At 66.8% G+C, this 17,114-nt stretch carries 17 protein-coding genes; 11 read left to right on the top strand and 6 right to left on the bottom strand.

Annotated elements, in window-relative coordinates:
• The first annotated feature begins 44 nt into the window (after positions 1–44).
• The 5 genes from ileS to rsmD all read left to right on the top strand — a co-directional run bounded on the left by ileS (position 45) and on the right by rsmD (position 6,643).
• Positions 45–2,993, top strand: coding sequence for an isoleucine--tRNA ligase (ileS, locus tag AC0L4C_RS19545; protein ID WP_473403564.1), 2,949 nt, complete (start codon positions 45–47; stop codon positions 2,991–2,993).
• Positions 2,994–3,001: 8 nt separating this feature from the next.
• A complete protein-coding gene (lspA, locus tag AC0L4C_RS19540) occupies positions 3,002–3,559 on the top strand; it encodes a signal peptidase II (RefSeq protein ID WP_473401424.1) in 558 nt (185 codons plus the stop codon).
• 77 nt (positions 3,560–3,636) lie between these two features.
• Positions 3,637–4,326 carry a hypothetical protein gene (locus AC0L4C_RS19535; RefSeq protein ID WP_473401423.1) on the top strand — a complete coding sequence of 230 codons (690 nt, stop codon included), beginning with the start codon at positions 3,637–3,639 and terminating at the stop codon, positions 4,324–4,326.
• A 91-nt stretch (positions 4,327–4,417) separates the two neighbouring features.
• Positions 4,418–6,088: a pseudouridine synthase gene (locus AC0L4C_RS19530; RefSeq protein ID WP_473401422.1), complete on the top strand. Its 1,671-nt coding sequence runs from the start codon at positions 4,418–4,420 to the stop codon at positions 6,086–6,088.
• Positions 6,089–6,643, top strand: coding sequence for a 16S rRNA (guanine(966)-N(2))-methyltransferase RsmD (rsmD, locus tag AC0L4C_RS19525; RefSeq protein WP_473401421.1), 555 nt, complete (start codon positions 6,089–6,091; stop codon positions 6,641–6,643). It begins immediately after the preceding gene.
• On the opposite strand, the gene AC0L4C_RS19520 is transcribed toward rsmD, so the two are convergent.
• Both AC0L4C_RS19520 and mutL read right to left on the bottom strand, forming a co-directional pair.
• Entirely contained in the window at positions 6,640–7,023 is a 384-nt protein-coding gene (locus AC0L4C_RS19520; RefSeq protein WP_473401419.1) for a hypothetical protein, read from the bottom strand. The two genes, rsmD and AC0L4C_RS19520, sit on opposite strands and share 4 nt — an antisense overlap.
• A gap of 92 nt (positions 7,024–7,115) precedes the next feature.
• Complete coding sequence (gene mutL, locus AC0L4C_RS19515) at positions 7,116–8,885, bottom strand: DNA mismatch repair endonuclease MutL (RefSeq protein WP_473401418.1); 1,770 nt, start codon at positions 8,883–8,885, stop codon at positions 7,116–7,118.
• A 156-nt stretch (positions 8,886–9,041) separates the two neighbouring features.
• On the opposite strand from mutL, the gene AC0L4C_RS19510 reads away from it, so the two are divergent.
• The 3 genes from AC0L4C_RS19510 to AC0L4C_RS19500 all read left to right on the top strand — a co-directional run bounded on the left by AC0L4C_RS19510 (position 9,042) and on the right by AC0L4C_RS19500 (position 10,246).
• A complete protein-coding gene (locus AC0L4C_RS19510) occupies positions 9,042–9,386 on the top strand; it encodes a hypothetical protein (protein ID WP_473401417.1) in 345 nt (114 codons plus the stop codon).
• A gap of 82 nt (positions 9,387–9,468) precedes the next feature.
• A complete protein-coding gene (locus tag AC0L4C_RS19505; RefSeq protein WP_473401416.1) occupies positions 9,469–9,720 on the top strand; it encodes a hypothetical protein in 252 nt (83 codons plus the stop codon).
• Between the two features lie 67 nt (positions 9,721–9,787).
• Complete coding sequence (locus AC0L4C_RS19500; protein WP_473401415.1) at positions 9,788–10,246, top strand: nucleoside deaminase; 459 nt, start codon at positions 9,788–9,790, stop codon at positions 10,244–10,246.
• Positions 10,247–10,268: 22 nt separating this feature from the next.
• On the opposite strand, the gene AC0L4C_RS19495 is transcribed toward AC0L4C_RS19500, so the two are convergent.
• Complete coding sequence (locus tag AC0L4C_RS19495) at positions 10,269–11,075, bottom strand: aminoglycoside phosphotransferase family protein (protein ID WP_473401414.1); 807 nt, start codon at positions 11,073–11,075, stop codon at positions 10,269–10,271.
• Between the two features lie 178 nt (positions 11,076–11,253).
• Here AC0L4C_RS19495 and AC0L4C_RS19490 point away from each other — a divergent pair, with 178 nt between their 5' ends.
• Positions 11,254–12,444, top strand: coding sequence for an MFS transporter (locus tag AC0L4C_RS19490; RefSeq protein ID WP_473401413.1), 1,191 nt, complete (start codon positions 11,254–11,256; stop codon positions 12,442–12,444).
• 3 nt (positions 12,445–12,447) lie between these two features.
• Here the strand turns inward: AC0L4C_RS19490 and AC0L4C_RS19485 are convergent, their stop codons facing one another.
• The 3 genes from AC0L4C_RS19485 to purD form a co-directional block, all read right to left on the bottom strand.
• On the bottom strand, positions 12,448–12,807 hold the full coding sequence (locus AC0L4C_RS19485) for a DUF2200 domain-containing protein (protein ID WP_473401412.1): 360 nt from the start codon (positions 12,805–12,807) through the stop codon (positions 12,448–12,450).
• Positions 12,808–12,844: 37 nt separating this feature from the next.
• Positions 12,845–13,705 (bottom strand): patatin-like phospholipase family protein, encoded by an 861-nt coding sequence (locus AC0L4C_RS19480; RefSeq protein WP_473401411.1) that lies wholly within the window; start codon positions 13,703–13,705, stop codon positions 12,845–12,847.
• 166 nt (positions 13,706–13,871) lie between these two features.
• Positions 13,872–15,146, bottom strand: a complete 1,275-nt coding sequence (purD, locus tag AC0L4C_RS19475; protein ID WP_473401410.1) for a phosphoribosylamine--glycine ligase — start codon at positions 15,144–15,146, stop codon at positions 13,872–13,874.
• Between the two features lie 90 nt (positions 15,147–15,236).
• On the opposite strand from purD, the gene xseA reads away from it, so the two are divergent.
• Both xseA and AC0L4C_RS19465 read left to right on the top strand, forming a co-directional pair.
• Positions 15,237–16,805 carry an exodeoxyribonuclease VII large subunit gene (xseA, locus tag AC0L4C_RS19470; RefSeq protein WP_473401409.1) on the top strand — a complete coding sequence of 523 codons (1,569 nt, stop codon included), beginning with the start codon at positions 15,237–15,239 and terminating at the stop codon, positions 16,803–16,805.
• 69 nt (positions 16,806–16,874) lie between these two features.
• Positions 16,875–17,099: a DUF2093 domain-containing protein gene (locus tag AC0L4C_RS19465; RefSeq protein ID WP_473401408.1), complete on the top strand. Its 225-nt coding sequence runs from the start codon at positions 16,875–16,877 to the stop codon at positions 17,097–17,099.
• Positions 17,100–17,114 lie beyond the last annotated feature (15 nt).

Here is a 17,114-nt window from a genome sequence, read left to right as displayed (position 1 = left end):
CTCGCCTTGCTAAAAGCCCCCGACTTCCAGCCAGGCCGAGAATGATGAACGATACTCCAGTGAGCGGCGGCGAGGCCGATTACAGCGCTACGCTCTTTCTGCCCCAGACCGAATTCCCGATGCGCGCCGGCCTGCCGGCCCGTGAGCCCGTGTGGCTGCAGCGCTGGGAAGACATGGACCTTTACAAGCGTCAGCGCGCGGCGGCCCACGACCGGCCGAAATTCACGCTGCATGACGGCCCGCCCTACGCCAACGGCAACATTCACATCGGCCACGCCCTCAACAAGATCCTCAAGGATCTGGTGAGCCGCAGTAAGCAGATGATGGGGTTCAACTCCGCCTATGTCCCCGGCTGGGACTGTCACGGGCTGCCCATCGAGTGGAAGATCGAGGAGCAGTATCGCGCCAAGGGTCTCGACAAAGGCCAGGTCGAGATCAACCAGTTCCGCGCCGAATGCCGGACCTTTGCGCAGTTCTGGGTCGATACCCAGCGCGATGAGTTCAAGCGCCTGGGCGTGCTCGGCGACTGGGGCAATCCCTATCTGACCATGAGCTTTGACGCCGAGGCGCAGATCGCCCGCGAGCTGATGAAGATCGCCGCCTCCGGCCAGCTCTATCGCGGCTCCAAGCCGGTGATGTGGTCGGTGGTCGAGCGCACGGCGCTGGCCGAGGCCGAAGTCGAATATGCCGACCACGAGAGCGACACCATCTGGGTGAAATTCCCGATCCGGTCGGCGGGCGGCGAAGTGACCTCGAAGGCCTTCCACGACCTCAATGCTTCGGTAGTGATCTGGACCACGACGCCGTGGACCATCCCGGCCAACCGCGCCATCTCGTTCTCGTCGCGGATCAGCTACGGCCTCTATGAAGTGATCAAGGCACCCGCGGGCAACTGGGCTGCGGTCGGCGAGAAATACGTGCTCGGCGACAATCTGGCCGCCGATGTCTTCGCCAAGGCCAAGGTCGAGGAATTCGCCCGTATCGGCGATGTCGATCCGGCCCATATCACCTCGTGCACCCATCCGCTCAAGGGTCTGGCCGGCGGCTACGAGTTCGAAGTGCCGCTGCTCGACGGCGAGCATGTGACCGATGACGCCGGTACCGGCTTTGTGCACACCGCGCCGGGCCACGGCCTCGACGACTTCGGTATCTGGATGGAATCGAGCCGCCGCCTGATCGAGCTGGGCATCGCCACGATCATCCCTTATGTCGTTGATGACGCAGGCTTTTACACCAAGGACGCGCCGGGCTTCGAAGGCGCGCGCGTCATCGACGATGCCGGCAAGAAGGGCGACGCCAATAACCGCGTCATCACTGCCTTGGCCGAAAAGGGCGCCATGGTGGCCCGCGGCCGGGTCAAGCACCAGTATCCGCATTCGTGGCGGTCCAAGAAGCCGATCATCTATCGCAACACGCCGCAGTGGTTCGTCTACATGGACCGCGATATCGAAGGCAAAGCCGGCGATACGCTGCGCCATCGTGCCCTCAACGCCATCGACGCGACGAAATTCTATCCGCAGGCCGGCCAGACCCGGCTGCGCGCCATGATCGCCGACCGCCCCGACTGGGTCCTCAGCCGTCAGCGCGCCTGGGGCGTGCCGATCGCCGTGTTCTACAATCTCGAAACCAATGAGATCCTCAAGGACGAGGCGGTCAATCACCGCATCGGCCAGGCCTTCGAGGAAGAGGGCGCCGACGCCTGGTTCAAGCCGGGCGCCAAGGAGCGCTTTCTCGGCGATGCCGTGCCCGACCCCGAGAACTGGACCAAGATCGACGACATCCTCGATGTCTGGTTCGAGAGCGGCACGACGCACTCATGGGTGCTGCGCAACAAGCAGAAATGGCCCGACCTGCAGTTCCCGGCCGGCATGTATCTCGAAGGCAGCGACCAGCATCGCGGCTGGTTCCATTCCTCGCTGCTCGAAAGCTGCGCCACCAACGGCTTTGCGCCTTATGCCTCGGTGCTGACGCACGGCTTCACCCTCGACGGCGAGGGCAAGAAGATGAGCAAGTCGCTGGGCAATACCGTCGCCCCGCAGGATGTCATCAAGCAGTATGGCGCCGATATCCTGCGGCTCTGGGTGGCCTCGTCGGACTATGCCGACGACCTGCGCATCGGCAAGGAAATCATCAACACCACCGTCGATTCCTACCGCAAGCTGCGCAATTCCATCCGCTGGCTGATCGGCAACCTGGCGCATTACAGGCCCGAGGAGCGTGTCGCCTATGCCGACATGCCCGAACTCGAGCGCGTCATCCTGTCCCGCCTCAGCCAGATCGGCGTGACGGTCAAGACGGCCTACGAGGCCTATGACTACAAGCGCGTCGTCTCGGTGCTGTCGAACTTCATGAACGTCGATCTGTCGGCCTTCTATTTCGACATCCGCAAGGACGCGCTCTATTGCGATCCGATCTCCTCGGCCAAGCGCCGGGCGAGCCTGACCGTGCTCAATGACGTGTTCGACACGCTGACCGCCTGGCTGGCGCCGATCCTGGTGTTCACCATGGAAGAGGCCTGGCTCGAACGCCACCCGGGCGACACCGAATCGGTGCACCTGCGGCTCTTCCCCGAAATCCCGGCCGACTGGCGCGACGACAAGCTGATGGCCAAGTGGGACAAGATCCGTGCCGTCCGCCGCGTCGTTACCGGCGCGCTGGAGATCGAGCGCAAGAACAAGGTCATCGGCTCCTCGCTGGAGGCCGCGCCGATCGTCGCCATCACCGACCCGGCACTGTATGAGGCGGTCAAGGACGTCGATTTCGCCGAAATCGCCATCACCTCCTACATTTCCGTGGTCAAGACGGACGCACCGGCCGATGCCTTCCGGCTCGACGAGCAGCCCGGCGTTGCCGTGGTGTTCGAAAAGGCCACCGGCCGGCAGTGTGCCCGCTCCTGGCGGTTCTTTGCCGATGTCGGGTCGGACCCGGACTATCCCGACCTCTCGGCCCGCGATGCCCAGGCGATGCGCGAACGCGCCGCGGCGGGGCTCTGAGCCCGTCGGTGAAGCACCGCCAGGGCCTCGGCCTCTCGATCGTGCTCCTGCTCTTTGCCTTCGGGCTGGATCGGGCACACAAGTTCTTCCACGTGGCGGCCGAGTGCATCTCGCCCGGCGCGGCCGTCTGCGTCGAGTTCTTCGGCACCTATACGCCGATCGGCTGGCAGGGCTGGCGCGGCGGCGAATTCGTGCCGGTCACCGATTTCTTCGACTACGTCCTCGTCTGGAATACCGGCATTTCCTACGGCCTGCTGGGGTCGCTGCCGGTCTGGGGTATCGGCCTGCTGATGGCGGCAGCGGTGCTGCTGCTCTGCGTCTGGTGGTGGCGCTCGGATTCGGCGCTGGTCCGCGCCGGACTGGCGCTCTGCATCGGCGGCGCCCTGTCGAACGCCCTCGACCGCCTGCTGTACGGCGCCGTGGCGGACTTCTTCCATTTCCACTGGCAGGACACGTCTTTCTACATTTTCAACCTGGCTGATGCCATGATCACCGCCGGAGTGTTGCTGCTGATCCTCGATGTGCTGGGAATCGGCCGCGCCAAGGCACCATCCAATGGCTTGTGAACGCATTACCGCCCAAATCTGGTTTTACGGCCCGGGATGGGCTATAAGCCGGGCGCGAGGGGTAAAAGGGAAGTTGCATGCGTATTGACTTGACCTGGCGGTCCTCCGCCATTGCGGCCGCGACCCGTGCAGGCCTCCTCTCGATCGCCGTCCTGGCTGGTCTGGCCCTGACGGCCTGCACCACCACCGAAGGCACCAACGCCATGGGCGATTTCGGCACCTTCGAACGCGAAGTGATGACCGAGACGCTGATCGGCCTCGGCGGCATTCCGCGCGAGGAAAAGGAAGAGCCCAAGACGCCGCGTGCGCCGCTCGTCCTGCCCAAGGACGGCAGTGCACTGCCGGCGCCGCAGACCAGGACCGCTGCCGCCCAGCTGCCCGAAGATTCCGACAAGGTACAGATCGACGCTTCCTCGCTCTCGGATGCCGACCTGGCCCGCCTGCGCAACGCCAAGGTCGTCGATCTGCGGACCCTTTCGGGTCGCCCGCTGACCGACCAGGAAGCCCAAATCCTGACGGCCCGCATGACCGCGGCCCGCCTGAAGCCGGGCGCCCGCCCGCTCTATCTGCCGCCTGACGAGTACTTCACCACCGTCGCCGGAACCGAGCTGGTCTGCGCCGCCAAGAATGGCGACCTGGTGCCGATCGACAGCAAGCAGTGCCCCGAGGAAATCCGCAAGGCGCTCAAGCGCTCCGGACCGACCGGTGCTGCCCCCTCCAATCCGAATGCCAGTTTTTCCGATGAGCTTGGCCTGAAAAGCAACTAAGGCCTGCTGACTGCTGCCGCGCCATGGGGCGCGGCATTCCTTGTTTGCGCCGCCCGTCCGGGTCCCGCATGATAGAAAGTGTTCTTCGGCAATGACCGACCTCACCTCCAATTCCGCCGGCGATCGTCTCGCCAAGATCATGGCCCGCGCCGGGCTCTGCTCGCGTCGCGACGCCGAACTCTGGATCAAGGACGGCCGCGTCTCCGTCAACGGCAAGGTGGTGAAAACCCCGGCCTTCAACGTTGCCGCCAAGGACAAGATCAAGGTCGACGGCGAGCCGCTGGCTGCCAAGCAGGGCACCCGCGTCTGGCTCTACCACAAGCCCGAAGGCCTGGTGGTCACCGAGAAAGACCCCGAGGGTCGCCCGACGATCTTTGAAGCGCTCGAGCAGCATGGTCTGCCGCGCGTCGTCACCATTGGCCGCCTCGACATCAATACCGAGGGACTGCTGCTGCTGACCAATGATGGCGGCCTGAAGCGCACGCTCGAGCTTCCGGCAACCGGCTGGTTGCGTAAATATCGCGTGCGGGCCTTTGGCACCGTCACTCAGGCGCAGCTCGACCAGCTCAAGGACGGCATCGAGGTCGAGGGTATCAAGTATGGCCCCATCGAAGCCGTGCTGGAGCGTGATCTGGGCAGCAATGTCTGGCTGGTCGTGGCGCTGCGCGAAGGCAAGAACCGCGAGGTCAAGAACGTCCTCGCCGCGCTCGGCCTGCAGGTCAACCGCCTGATCCGCATCAGCTACGGTCCGTTCCAGCTTGGCGACCTGCCGATCGGTGCGGTCGAGACCGTCAAGGCCCGGGTCCTGCGCGAGCAGCTCGGCAAGCGCCTGACCGAAGAATCGGGCGCCGATTTTGACAGCGAGATGCCCGAACAGGCAACCGCCACCGACCGTCGCCGCGCCATCAATCCCAAGATGCGGGCCGCCGCGCCCGGCAAGCCGGCGCCGAAGCAGCGCAAGGCGATCGAGGAGTCGACGGCGCCCTTCCGCTTTACCGACCGCGATCCGGCGCCCAAGACCACCGACGAAAGCCTGCAGCGCCGTGACCGGCCCGGCGGCCGCTACACCCAGCGCAAGCCCATGGCCGGCAAGCCGGCGCGCGAGCCCGAATATATTCCGCTGCGCACCATCCACAACGAAGACGGCACCACCAGCCAGGTCCGCATCAAGCAGGAGCGTCCGCGCCGCGAAGACGGCGACGACAAGCCGTTCCGCCGTGGCGCCACCCGCGCTCCGCGCGATTTCGACGATAGGCCCAAGCGCGACTACGGCGACAAGCCGGCGCGCAGCTTTGGCGACAAGCCCAAGCGTGACTATGGCGACAAGCCCAAGCGTCCTTATGGTGACAAGCCGGCCGGCGACCGCCCGGCGCGGCCCTTTGCCGGCAAGCCGCGTGGCGACTTCGCCGATCGTCCCAAGCGCGATTTCGGGGATCGTCCGCAACGCGCTGCCGCCAGCGACCGTCCGGCCCGCAGCTACGGCGACAAGCCGGCCCGCAGCTTTGGCGACAAGCCCAAGCGCGACTACGGCGACAAGCCCCGTACGGCCCGTCCGGTCGGTGACCGGCCGGCCTTTGCCGGCAAGCCGCGCGCGCCGCGTCCCGATGGCGACCGTCCGAAGCGCGATTATGGCGACAAGCCGCGCGGCCCGCGCGCCGCTGGCGACAAGCCCGCTTTCGCCGGCAAGCCACGTGGCCCGCGTCCGGGTGGAGCGGGCGGCAAGCCGTCCCGTCCTGCCGGTCCGCGCAAGCCGCGCAGCTAAATGCGGATCGTCGCCGGGAAATTTCGCGGCAAGTCTCTGCTGTCGCCGTCGGACGAGTCCATTCGCCCGACGTCCGACCGCACCCGCGAGTCGATGTTCAACATCCTCGCCAGCCGCCTGTCGCCCAATCTCGACGGTCTCAAGGTGCTCGATCTGTTTGCCGGCACCGGGGCGCTGGGGCTGGAAGCTCTGTCGCGCGGCGCCGCCAGCGTCGTCTTCGTCGATACCAGCGCCGAGTCGCGCGGACTGATCCGCGACCATATCGAGGCGTTCGGGGCAGGGGGCGTGGCCAAGCTGCTGCGCCGCGACGCCACCTCGCTCGGCCCTGCCGGCACCATGGGCCCGATGGATCTGGCGTTTCTCGACCCGCCCTATGGCAAGGGGCTCGGCCAGCAGGCCCTGCTGTCGCTGCGCGACGGCAACTGGCTGGCCGATGATGTGACCATCGTGCTCGAGGAGAGCGTCGACTCGACGCTCGCCCTGCCCGAGGGCTTCGTCCTCGACGACCGCCGCGCCTATGGTGCCGCCGCCGTGCACTTCATCTCGCTGGCCTAGTCGCCCACGCCTTCGAAGCACGGTCCGAAAATGGCGTCGAAGGTCACTTCGCTGGCGAGGTGCTCGCCCAGTTCCGGCCGGTCGGCGACATAGCGGCGCAACTGATAGGTCAGTTCGCCCAGCGTATGGTCGCGCGTGCACTGGTGCAGGGCGTCGATGCAGGCCTTGTCGGTCCCGGCCAGCACCGAGATCAGCACACCCTGCGAATAGCCCATGATATAGGCCGCCAGACCGACATCGGACAATGTCAGCAGATCGGTGGTGCTGATCTGGAAGTTATCGGCAATCCAGCCGCCCTTCACCCCGTCGCACGCGGCCTGCGCCCCGCTGGCCCAGCCTGCGGTCCCCGCAAGCAGCGCCAGCGCCATCAGAAATCTCATTGCGTCCCCTCCAGGACTTGCGCCGCCGGACAAGCCTACGCGGCGCAGGCGGGCGCTGTCACGGCACCGCGGCAACAAAAGCGCCGGACTGGTTAGCGCGTGCGCCCGAACAGCCGCTCGATATCGGTCTTCTTGAGCTCGACATAGGTCGGCCGGCCGTGGATGCACTGCCCCGAATGCGGCGTCGCTTCCATCTCGCGCAGCAGGGCGTTCATCTCGTCGACCCGCAGCCGCCGCCCCGATCGGACGGAGCCGTGGCAGGCCATGCGGGCAATGATGGCGTCGAGCCGGTCGCCCAGCGCCGCCGAACTGTCCCATTCGGCCAGGCCATCGGCAATGTCCTGGATCAGCCCGCTGATATCGGTCTGGCCCAGCAGCCCCGGCGTCTCCCGCACGGCAATGGCGCGTGGCCCGAAACGTTCGAGATAGAGCCCGAGCTTTTCCAGCGTCGGCGCCGCCTCTTCGAGCCGTCCGCAGTCGTCTTCGGGCAGCTCGATGACCACCGGGATCAGCTGGGCCTGACTGGCGACCGGCCCGGCGGCTATCTGTGCCTTGAAGCGCTCGTAGACCAGCCGCTCATGCGCCGCATGCTGGTCGACCAGCAGCAGGCTGTCGCCATTCTGTGCCACGATGAAGTTCTCGAACATCTGTGCCCGTGCCGTGCCGAGCGGATAGTCGACGGGGTCGGCCTCCGGCGCCGCCTCGTAGCGGGCACTCGGCTCGGCAAAGCCGGCAAAGCCCTGCGGCGCCGGCTCGTAACGGGGGATGGCGTCGCTGCGCGCCGGGGCAGAGGCAGGCGCACTTTCGGCCATCTCCGGCATGCGGAAGGCATCCATCACCGAATCCGCAACGGTCGATGAGGCACGATAGCCGGCAGCTTCGAGGGCTTCCGAGATTGCCCGGATCACCGCGCTGCGCACCGCCCCGGCATCGCGGAACCGCAGTTCGGCCTTGGCCGGATGGACGTTGACGTCGACTTCCGCCGGATCGATGGCCAGAAACAGCGCGATGGCCGGGAAGCGGTCGCGGAAGATGAAATCGGCATAGGCCGCCCGCACCGCACCCAGCAGCACCTTGTCGCGCACCGAGCGGCCGTTGACGAAGTAGAACTGGCTCAGCGAATTGGCGCGCGAATAGGTCGGCAGCCCGGCCAGCCCCGCCACCACCACGCCATGCCGCGTCGTGGCCAGCAGCGCCGAATTGGCGGTGAAATCGGCGCCCATCACCTGCGCCAGCCGCGCCGCCAGCGCCCCGCTGCCCTCTTGCGCCGGCCAGTTGGCCGCTGACCGGTCGCTGCCGTCGAGGACGAAATGCACATGCGGGTTGGCCATGGCCAGCCGCTTGACCACATCGGTGATCGCCCCGGCCTCGGCGCGCTCGGACTTGAGGAACTTGAGTCGCGCCGGCACCGCTGCGAAAAGCTTCTTCACCTCGACAATGGTGCCGCGGTTCATCGCCTGCGGCATCACCGGCCGTTTGACCGAACGGATCACCTCGATCCGCAAACCGGACGGCGCGCCATCCGGGCGGGAGGAGATGGCGAGATCGGCGACCGAACCGATCGAGGCCAGCGCCTCGCCGCGAAAGCCGAGCGTCCGGATATCGTCGAGTTCGCCGGCCCCCAGCTTGCTGGTGGCATGGCGTTCGACCGACAGCTCCAGATCGGCGCGGTCCATGCCCATCCCGTCATCCTCGATGCGGATGAGTTCCTTGCCACCGGCCGCCGTGGTGATGACGATGCGGCGGGCCCCGGCATCGACGGCATTTTCCACCAGTTCCTTGACCACGCTGGCCGGCCGTTCCACCACTTCGCCGGCGGCGATGCGGTTGATCAGATCTTCGGGCAACTGGCGGATGGACACGGGGGCGATTCTCCTTGGCCGCCGACTATATGGGATGGCTGCGCCGCCTCCACCCCCCGCCATTCATGCCGCTTGGCAGACGGCGGAAAAAGGCAGATATGTCACTGGCGGAAACCGCTCCGGGGACGTGACTTGCCTCCATCGAGATTGAGACAGATGGTTCGCCTCGGGCTCTGGGCGCTGGCGCTGCTGCTGGTGCAGTGGAGCTACGCGGTCGCCGAGCTGCCGCTGCATGGCCGCAACACGATCACCGCCGATCGCGGCGCACCCACGGTGATGCAGCTCTCCTCCTCGGTTACCGTGCTGCGGGCCGATGCGGCCACCCCCGACAGGCCGGCCGGCAATGCTGCCGGCATCGCCCTGCTGCAGGCCGAAGTGCCGGACGTTCCGGTTGCGTCCCGAGATTTTCGCGGTAGCTGGCAGGCGATCTGTCGCCCGGCGGCCGTGGAAAAAGGCTTCGACGCCTGCGCTCCGCCGCACCTGCGTGTCGCCGGCCTCTAGGCCGCAAAGCTACCTCCAGATCCACTTCCAGGACGTGCACCCGAGCGGCGATTGCTGCTGCGTGGCGTTCGAGGCATGTAAAATGACAGACACTTCCCATACGGACGATTTCGTCCGCTCCTTTCCCATGGCCGTTCTCTGTGCCATCCCGGCCATCAGCCTGCTCGGCTTCTACCTCTGGCTTGGCGTCGCCATGCTGGCGGGCATCGCCTTCGGGCTGACCGGATCGATGATCATCGGCCTGGTGATTGCCGGCCTGCTCGGCATCCCCGCATCGGTGCTGAGCTGGCGCATCATCCTCAGCTGCGTCGACGCCGAACGCCGCACCCCCTGATGCCCATCGCTCCCGCCTCTCCGCCCGGCCCCTTGTGGCGGGGCCGGGGAGGCGGTAGGTCGAGGAGATGCTCCACCCCTCGCCCCCATCGCCGATGACGCTCGCCCTCGAGCTGGCTGCCGAAGCGGCAGCGGCCGGCGAGGCCCCGGTGGGCGCGGTGATTGTCGAGAATGGCGAGATCCTCGCGGCCGAAGCCAATCGCATGAAGGCGCTGGGCGACCCCACCGCCCATGCCGAAATGCTGGCCATCCGGGCGGCGCTGGCCAAACGCGGCACCGGCCGGCTCGACGGTTGCGACCTCTACGTGACACTCGAGCCCTGCGCCATGTGCGCCGGCGCCATTGCCCATGTACGGCTGCGCCGGCTCTATTTCGGCGCGGAAGACCAGAAGGCTGGCGCCGTCGAGAACGGTGTCCGCCTCTTCGAGCAGCCCACCTGCCACCACGCGCCCGAGGTGATCTCCGGTATCGGCGAACGCCAGGCGGCCGCGCTGCTCAGGGATTTCTTCGCGGCCCGCAGGGGCTGAACGGCACGCCGCCTGTGACAGGTTACGCCCGGGCCGTGACGATGCGCTCGAGGGTGTCGTGATGCCTGACCAGCCAGGCCCCACTGCGCGCCCGCCAGGTCACGCCCCATAGAGCAGTCGGGTCCGTGGTGTCCGGCGTCACCCTGGCGTCCATGGCCTCGTTGGCGGCACTCAGAATGGCAAAGTCCCGCATCAGGCCGACAAATCCGCCACGGCGTGACGGCGCCAGTTCATAGCCGTCGAGCAGCAACTTGACCTGCCGCCCTCTGGCCTCCGCCGAGGCCAGCCCCAGAGACTCGGCCAGGTCATCATCGAACAGCAGCGCATTGAGCCAGCAGGCCTGCGCCAGTTCGATCACCGGATCGACCGGCCCGGCTTCCTCCCAATCGATCAGGGCGACTGGGAGCCTGTCGCGGGCGATGATGTTCCACGCACCGGTGTCGCAATGGCCGATGACACTTGGCTGGCCGAGTTGCCGCCCGAACCACGGTCGCCATGTGGCGTCGGCTGCCGGCACGAAGGAGGCCGTCGCATCGTGCAGCTTCCGCAGCATCTGCCCAAGCACGGGCAGAGCGGCGTCGTCCCAGGGATAGGGGTGGGGGCTCTCCCCTTCGACAAAGCTCAGCATCTCGCGGCCGTGCGCATCAAAGCCGTCGCCGATGATGCGTGGTGCGTGCGCGAAACCTTCGCGCTCCAGATGCTTGAGCAGGGCCACTGTCGATGTCGACCACGGGGCCGCCTGCCGGAAGACCACGTCGCCCTGCCGCGTGACCGTGGATCTGCCGCCCGTCAGCGATGTCTCGGGAGCAGGGTCCTGGTCTTCGGTCATGCGCTTACCGTTGCTCGGTTGGTTCAGAGATCGGGCACCCTGATTCTGGCACAGTGCAGCATCCTGCGGCACCCCATATGCGACTTAAGCAGTGCAGCGGTGCGGGGGTATCCCGTCTAGTTTGTAATCTTTATCCTTTTGACTTGCCTCGCAAACTGCCAGGCCTCAGGACGCATTTATGGATTCTCGGTTGTTCTGGCTGTCCCTGGCGGCTTTTGTCGGCGCCATCGAAGGCGGCCTGATCGCGGGCATCCTGCCGCTGATCAGCGCCGACCTCGGCGTCAGCCTGGGCCAGGCCGGGCTGCTGGTGCTGTTCTATTCGCTGGCCTATGCCTTCGGCCCCCCTCTCATGGCGCTGCTGCTCGGCGGCGTGGGGCGGCGGCGCATCCTTGCCTGGTCGGAATTCGGGCTGGCCGTCTGTGCCCTGCTGATGGTGCTGATGCCCTTCTTCGAGGGCCTCGTCATTATCCGCACCGTGCTGGCGGTGGTGGCGGGGACCTACACCGGAACCGCCATGGCAACCGCCGCGATGATCGCCCCGCCGGGAAAGCGCGGGCGCTACATGCAGGTGATCAGCATGGGGCAGGCCATCGCGTCGCTGGCAGGTGTGCCGCTGGGTGCGCTGCTGGCCGCCAGTTTCGGCTGGCGCATCGAATATGTGGCGCTGGCCATCATGGCCTCGCTGGCGGCACTGGCGCTCTACATCAAGCTGCCGCGCGGCATGCCCGGCGACACCATGACCATCGGCGAGCGGCTGCGGGTCCTGCGCAACCCGGCCATCGGCACAGCGCTGCTGTCGACGCTGTTCTTCATGATCGGCTCTTCGCCGCTGATGGTCTATATCAGCGCCATCCTGACGGCAGCCAATGTCGGTTACGAGGCGCTGCCACTGGTGCTGCTGGCCGGCGGCATCGGCGCCATCGCCTGCAGCGCCACGGCCGGGCGGATGTCGGACCGCTTCGGCAGCAAGCGCACGGCGACGATGGCCGGCCTCGCCGTCATCGTGGTGATGGCGGTCTTTGTCGGGTTGCCCTACCTGCCGGTCGACCTGGCGCTGCCGGCCCTCATGCTGACGGTCGCGGCGCAGGGCTTCGTGGGCCGCACCTACATGATCGCGGTGGCCAGCCACGTGGCCCAGATCGCGCCCGGCGCCGTGCCGGTCGCCATCTCGCTCAACATGTCGGCCATGATGATCGGCATGGCATTCGCCGCCGCCGTGGGGGGCATCGTGGTGGACAGCTTCGGCGCCATGACCCTGTCGCTGCTCGGTGGGCCTGTCGTCGGCCTGTCGCTGCTGATCTGGCGGCGCGTGCCGGAAGGCGAGCCCGAACTGCGGCCGGGCCCGTCGGAACCGCCGCCGATGCACTGACGGTCAGGCCGGCGGCTGGCGCAGGATCTTGGCCATCGCCTTGCCCTTGGCCAGTTCGTCGACGAGCTTGTCGAGATAGCGGATCTCGCGCATCGTGGGCTCCTCGATCTCCTCCACGCGCACGCCGCAGACCACTCCCTTAATCAGCGACCGGGATGGGTTGAGCTGCGGCGCCTGCGCAAAGAAATCCTCGAAGGTGGTCTGCCGGGCAATCTGCTCGTCCAGCGTTTTGCGGTCATGCCCGGTCAGCCAGAAGATGATCTCGTCGACCTCCGCCCTGGTGCGCCCCTTGCGCTCGGCCTTGGCGAGGTAGAGCGGATAGACGCTGGCAAAACTGGTCGTGTAGATGCGATGGCCGGCCATCTTTCCCTCGTTCACAACCGTGAGGACCCCTGCGGTCCTAGTCCTCGGCGCGGATGGTCAGGGCCGTGTTGGTGATGAAGGCCTCGACCTTGCGGGTCAGATGGCGCTTGAAGTTGTCCTTGTCCTTTTCGACATGCGCGATGATTTCGCGTACGCGCCAGAACTCCAGCGCCCCGAACGGCATGACGTGGGGCCGGACATAGACGTCGGGCGGATAGGCGGCCATCATGTGTGCGGTCAGCGAGTGCATCATGATCTGGGCCGAGCCGAACCAGACATCGACGGCACTGTGATTGACGCGCTTGATGACCTCGGACGGGTCGCCATTGACGTCGATGCCGACCAGGATGTCGGTGTCGGCCGCCGCCTGATCGAGCGGCAGCGGATTCACCACGCCGCCATCGACCAGCATGTGATTGGCAAACACCACCGGCTTGAACAGGCTCGGGATCGAGATCGATCCGGCAATCGCCTCGCGCAGCGGTCCGCTCGAGAACACCGCCTGGTGCCAGGACTGGAAATCGGTCGCCACGACATAGAGCGGCACCTTGAGATCCTTGAACTCCAGCGGAAAGGGCTGCGGCAGGAAGGCATCCACCACCCGGGTGGCGTCGAGCTGGACGTTGAAACCGTTGGCAAAGAACTTGCCCAGGTTGCGCACCTGCGCGCCCCACAGCCGACTGGCGATGTCGCGCATGGTGCCCAGTGTTGCGAACGAGTGGTCGCGCAGTTCGGCACCGGTCATGCCACTGGCCCAGCCCGCCCCGATCAAGGCACCGATCGAGGTGCCCGAGATGACGCTGGGTGTCAGCCCCAGTTCGTCCATGGCCTCGATGAAGGGAATATGGGTCAGGCCGCGGGCCGATCCGCCGCCAAGTGCCACGCCGATCCGCGGCATCGCCCCGCGTTCGGGCGGCGGGGTAGCTTCGCCCCGAAGCCGACTCACAATTTCCCGACCCCGTTTGAGGATTGGGATAATGCTGTCGGTGTCCTTCAGGTGCTCACTCACGGCAACTACCACTTGCGGTAACTATTCAGGCTACGCGCGTGGAGTTTACAAGTCGTTAGAGCGACTCCCTGGCGATCGCCCGCCATCCGATGTCGCGGCGGCAGAAGCCTTCTGGCCAGTCCACGCGGTCCACCGCAGCATAGGCGCGGCTCTGGGCTTCGGCAACCGTACGGCCCAAGGCCGTGACATTGAGCACCCGCCCGCCATTGGCCACCAGATGCGTGCCATTGCGCGCCGTGCCCGCCTGGAACACCCGGACGGTGTCGCTGTCCTGGTTCTCCGCTCCCCTGATGACGCTGCCCTTGACGGCGCTCACCGGGTAGCCCCGGGTGGCCAGAACCACGGTCAGTGCCACCTCGTCCGACCATTCCGGCGTGACGCCGGCCAGCTCGCCTTTGGCGGTGGCTTCGAGCAGGTCGACGATGTCGGTCTTGAGCCGCATCATCAGCACCTGGCACTCCGGGTCGCCGAACCGCACGTTGTATTCGATGAGCTTTGGCCCCTCGGGGGTGATCATCAGCCCTGCGAACAGCACCCCGGTGAACGGCGTGCCGCGCGCGATCATGCGGCGCACCGTCGGCTCGATGATCTCGGTACGGGTGCGCTGCATCATGTCGTCGGTCATCACCGGGGCAGGGGAATAGGCCCCCATGCCGCCGGTATTGGGTCCCTTGTCGCCATCCCAGACCCGTTTGTGGTCCTGGGCGCTGGCCAGCATGACGATGTTCTCGCCGTCGCAGAGGGCAAAGACGCTGGCTTCCTCGCCGCTGAGGAATTCCTCGATCACCACCGACGATCCCGACTCGCCAAAGGCCCCGGAGAAGCAGTCGCGCACCGCGTCCTCGGCCTCCTGCAGCGTCATGGCCACGGTGACGCCCTTGCCGGCGGCGAGCCCGTCGGCCTTGACCACGATCGGCGCGCCGCGTTCGCGGATATAGTCGAGAGCCGCCGTTTCGGTCTCGAACCGGCCGTAGGCGGCGGTTGGAATATGCGCCTCGTCGCAGATCTGCTTGGTGAACGACTTCGAACCCTCGAGCTGCGCCGCGGCCTTCGACGGGCCAAAGCAGAGATAGCCCTCGGACCGCACGTCATCGGCCAGTCCGGCGACCGCCGGGGCGTCCGGACCGATGACGACGAAATCGACACGGTTGGCTTCGGCAAAGGCCAACACGGCATCGTGCCGGGTGATGTCGATTTCGGCATTCTCGGCGATACGGCCGGTGCCGGCATTGCCGGGCGCCACGAAGAGCTTCTCCACTCGCGGCGACTTCGAGATCGCCCAGGCCAGCGCATGCTCGCGCCCGCCAGACCCGATGACCAGTACGCGCATGATGAGACCCCGGCTTGCTGTTGCTGCGCCCCTCTAGCACGGGTGAAAAGGGGCGTCACCCCGACTGCGGCGCTTGACTGACTCGCCGGCATGCCGCACCTCTCGGGCATGGCCGAAGCCCTTACCAATGCCGCCGAGTTCACCGTTTCCGAAATCGCGCAGGCGGTCAAACGCACGGTCGAGGACGAATTCGGCCATGTGCGGGTGCGCGGCGAGATCTCCGGCTTTCGCGGCCAGCATTCGTCCGGCCATGCCTATTTCACCCTCAAGGACGAGAACGCCTCGATCGACGCGGTCGTCTGGAAGGGCAGCTGGGCGCGCCTTTTGTTCAAGCCCGAGGAAGGGCTCGAGGTCATCGCCACGGGGCGGATGACGACCTTCCCGCGCTCGTCCAAGTACCAGATCGTCATCGACCAGATCGAGCCGGCCGGCGCCGGGGCGCTGATGGCGCTGCTCGAGGATCGTCGGAGGAAGCTCGCTGCCGAGGGCCTGTTTGCCAAGGAGCGCAAGCGCCAGCTGCCCTACCTGCCGCGCGTCATCGGCGTCGTCACCTCGCCGACCGGCGCGGTGATCCGCGATATCCTGCACCGGCTCGAGGATCGCTTTCCCAGCCACGTCCTAGTCTGGCCGGTCCGTGTCCAGGGCGACACCTGCGCCCCCGAAGTCGTGGCCGCCATCGACGGCTTCAACCGCTTCCGGCCGGATGGCCCGATCCCGCGGCCCGACCTGCTGATCGTGGCGCGCGGCGGCGGTTCCATCGAGGATCTCTGGGGGTTCAACGAGGAAGCCGTGGTGCGCGCCGTGGCGGCCAGCACCATCCCGGTCATTTCCGCGGTCGGCCACGAGACCGATACGACGCTGATCGACTATGTCTCGGACATGCGCGCCCCGACCCCGACGGCGGCGGCCGAGGCGGCCGTGCCGGTGAGGGCCGAGCTCATCGCCTATGTCGACGACCAGGGCCAGCGCCTGCGCAACACCACACGCCGGCAACTGCTCAATGATCGCGACCGGCTGCGGGCGGCTGCCGCCAGCCTGCCGCGGCCGCTCGACCTGCTGGCCACCGCCCGGCAGCGCGTCGACCACGCTGCGTCCAACCTGTTTTCGGCTCTGCGCCACATGGCCCAGCTCAAGCGGGGCGACCTGCGCGATACGGCGCCCTTGCTGACGCCGGCCCTGCTGCAGCGCCGCGTCGCCGACCTGCGGCTGCGCCTTGCCGATTTCGGCCGCCGCAACGGCGCCGGCATGTCGCTCGGGGTCGAGCGCCGCCGCGCCGCCTTCGCGGCGCTGGGCGCGCGCGTGTCCCCCAAGGCGCTGGAGGCCGAACTGCGCAGTTCGGCGCAGCGCCTCGGCCCTGTCGCTGCCCGCCTGCAGCCCAGTCTGGTGCGCCAGATCGAGACCGGCCGGCAGCGGCTGACCGCGCTCGACAAGCTGCTGCAATCCTATAGCTACAAGAACGTCCTCGCCCGCGGTTTTGCCCTCGTGACCGATGCTGACGGCGACATCGTTCGCTCGGCCACGGCTGTCGAGCCGGGTCAGGCCCTCACGATTGAGGTGGCCGATGGCCAGATCGGCGCCACGGTCGGCGGCGCGCCGGCAACCCCGCGCAAGAAACCGAGGCCCGCACCCGGGGGCGGCGGTCAGGAAAGCCTCTTCTGATCGGGCCGGGTCAGCGCCCGGTTTTCAACCTGCACGATCTCGCCTATATGTCGGGTGAAAGAGATTGCCATGAACATTTTCGACAAGGGTTTCGCACCCGCCGAAGCGCAGCTCCGCTACCTTGATGGCGACTATGTCGTGGTCAAGCCGGGCAGCTTTGTGCGCTGTGCGGTGACCGGCACGCCCATTCCGCTCGACGATCTGACCTACTGGAATGTCGACCGCCAGGAGGCCTATGTCGACGCCAAGGCTGCGCACGAGGCGTTTGTCCGCCACGGTCTTGGCCGGGGCTGAGTTGGCCGCGCCTGA

The sequence above is a fragment of the Devosia sp. J20-27 genome (genome assembly GCF_055808595.1).
The sequence above is the reverse complement of the archived record's forward strand: the minus strand, read 5'-3'. Positions and strand labels throughout refer to the sequence as shown.

Bases quoted from the DNA above. Each gene is read 5' to 3' on its own strand.
- ileS (WP_473403564.1), top strand. From the start codon at position 45: ATGAACGATACTCCAGTGAGCGGCGGCGAGGCCGATTACAGCGCTACG.
- AC0L4C_RS19535 (WP_473401423.1), top strand. From the start codon at position 3,637: ATGCGTATTGACTTGACCTGGCGGTCCTCCGCCATTGCGGCCGCGACC.
- AC0L4C_RS19530 (WP_473401422.1), top strand. From the start codon at position 4,418: ATGACCGACCTCACCTCCAATTCCGCCGGCGATCGTCTCGCCAAGATC.
- rsmD (WP_473401421.1), top strand. From the start codon at position 6,089: ATGCGGATCGTCGCCGGGAAATTTCGCGGCAAGTCTCTGCTGTCGCCG.
- AC0L4C_RS19520 (WP_473401419.1), bottom strand. From the start codon at position 7,023: ATGAGATTTCTGATGGCGCTGGCGCTGCTTGCGGGGACCGCAGGCTGG.
- AC0L4C_RS19510 (WP_473401417.1), top strand. From the start codon at position 9,042: ATGGTTCGCCTCGGGCTCTGGGCGCTGGCGCTGCTGCTGGTGCAGTGG.
- AC0L4C_RS19505 (WP_473401416.1), top strand. From the start codon at position 9,469: ATGACAGACACTTCCCATACGGACGATTTCGTCCGCTCCTTTCCCATG.
- AC0L4C_RS19500 (WP_473401415.1), top strand. From the start codon at position 9,788: ATGCTCCACCCCTCGCCCCCATCGCCGATGACGCTCGCCCTCGAGCTG.
- AC0L4C_RS19495 (WP_473401414.1), bottom strand. From the start codon at position 11,075: ATGACCGAAGACCAGGACCCTGCTCCCGAGACATCGCTGACGGGCGGC.
- AC0L4C_RS19490 (WP_473401413.1), top strand. From the start codon at position 11,254: ATGGATTCTCGGTTGTTCTGGCTGTCCCTGGCGGCTTTTGTCGGCGCC.
- AC0L4C_RS19485 (WP_473401412.1), bottom strand. From the start codon at position 12,807: ATGGCCGGCCATCGCATCTACACGACCAGTTTTGCCAGCGTCTATCCG.
- AC0L4C_RS19480 (WP_473401411.1), bottom strand. From the start codon at position 13,705: ATGCCGCGGATCGGCGTGGCACTTGGCGGCGGATCGGCCCGCGGCCTG.
- purD (WP_473401410.1), bottom strand. From the start codon at position 15,146: ATGCGCGTACTGGTCATCGGGTCTGGCGGGCGCGAGCATGCGCTGGCC.
- xseA (WP_473401409.1), top strand. From the start codon at position 15,237: ATGCCGCACCTCTCGGGCATGGCCGAAGCCCTTACCAATGCCGCCGAG.
- AC0L4C_RS19465 (WP_473401408.1), top strand. From the start codon at position 16,875: ATGAACATTTTCGACAAGGGTTTCGCACCCGCCGAAGCGCAGCTCCGC.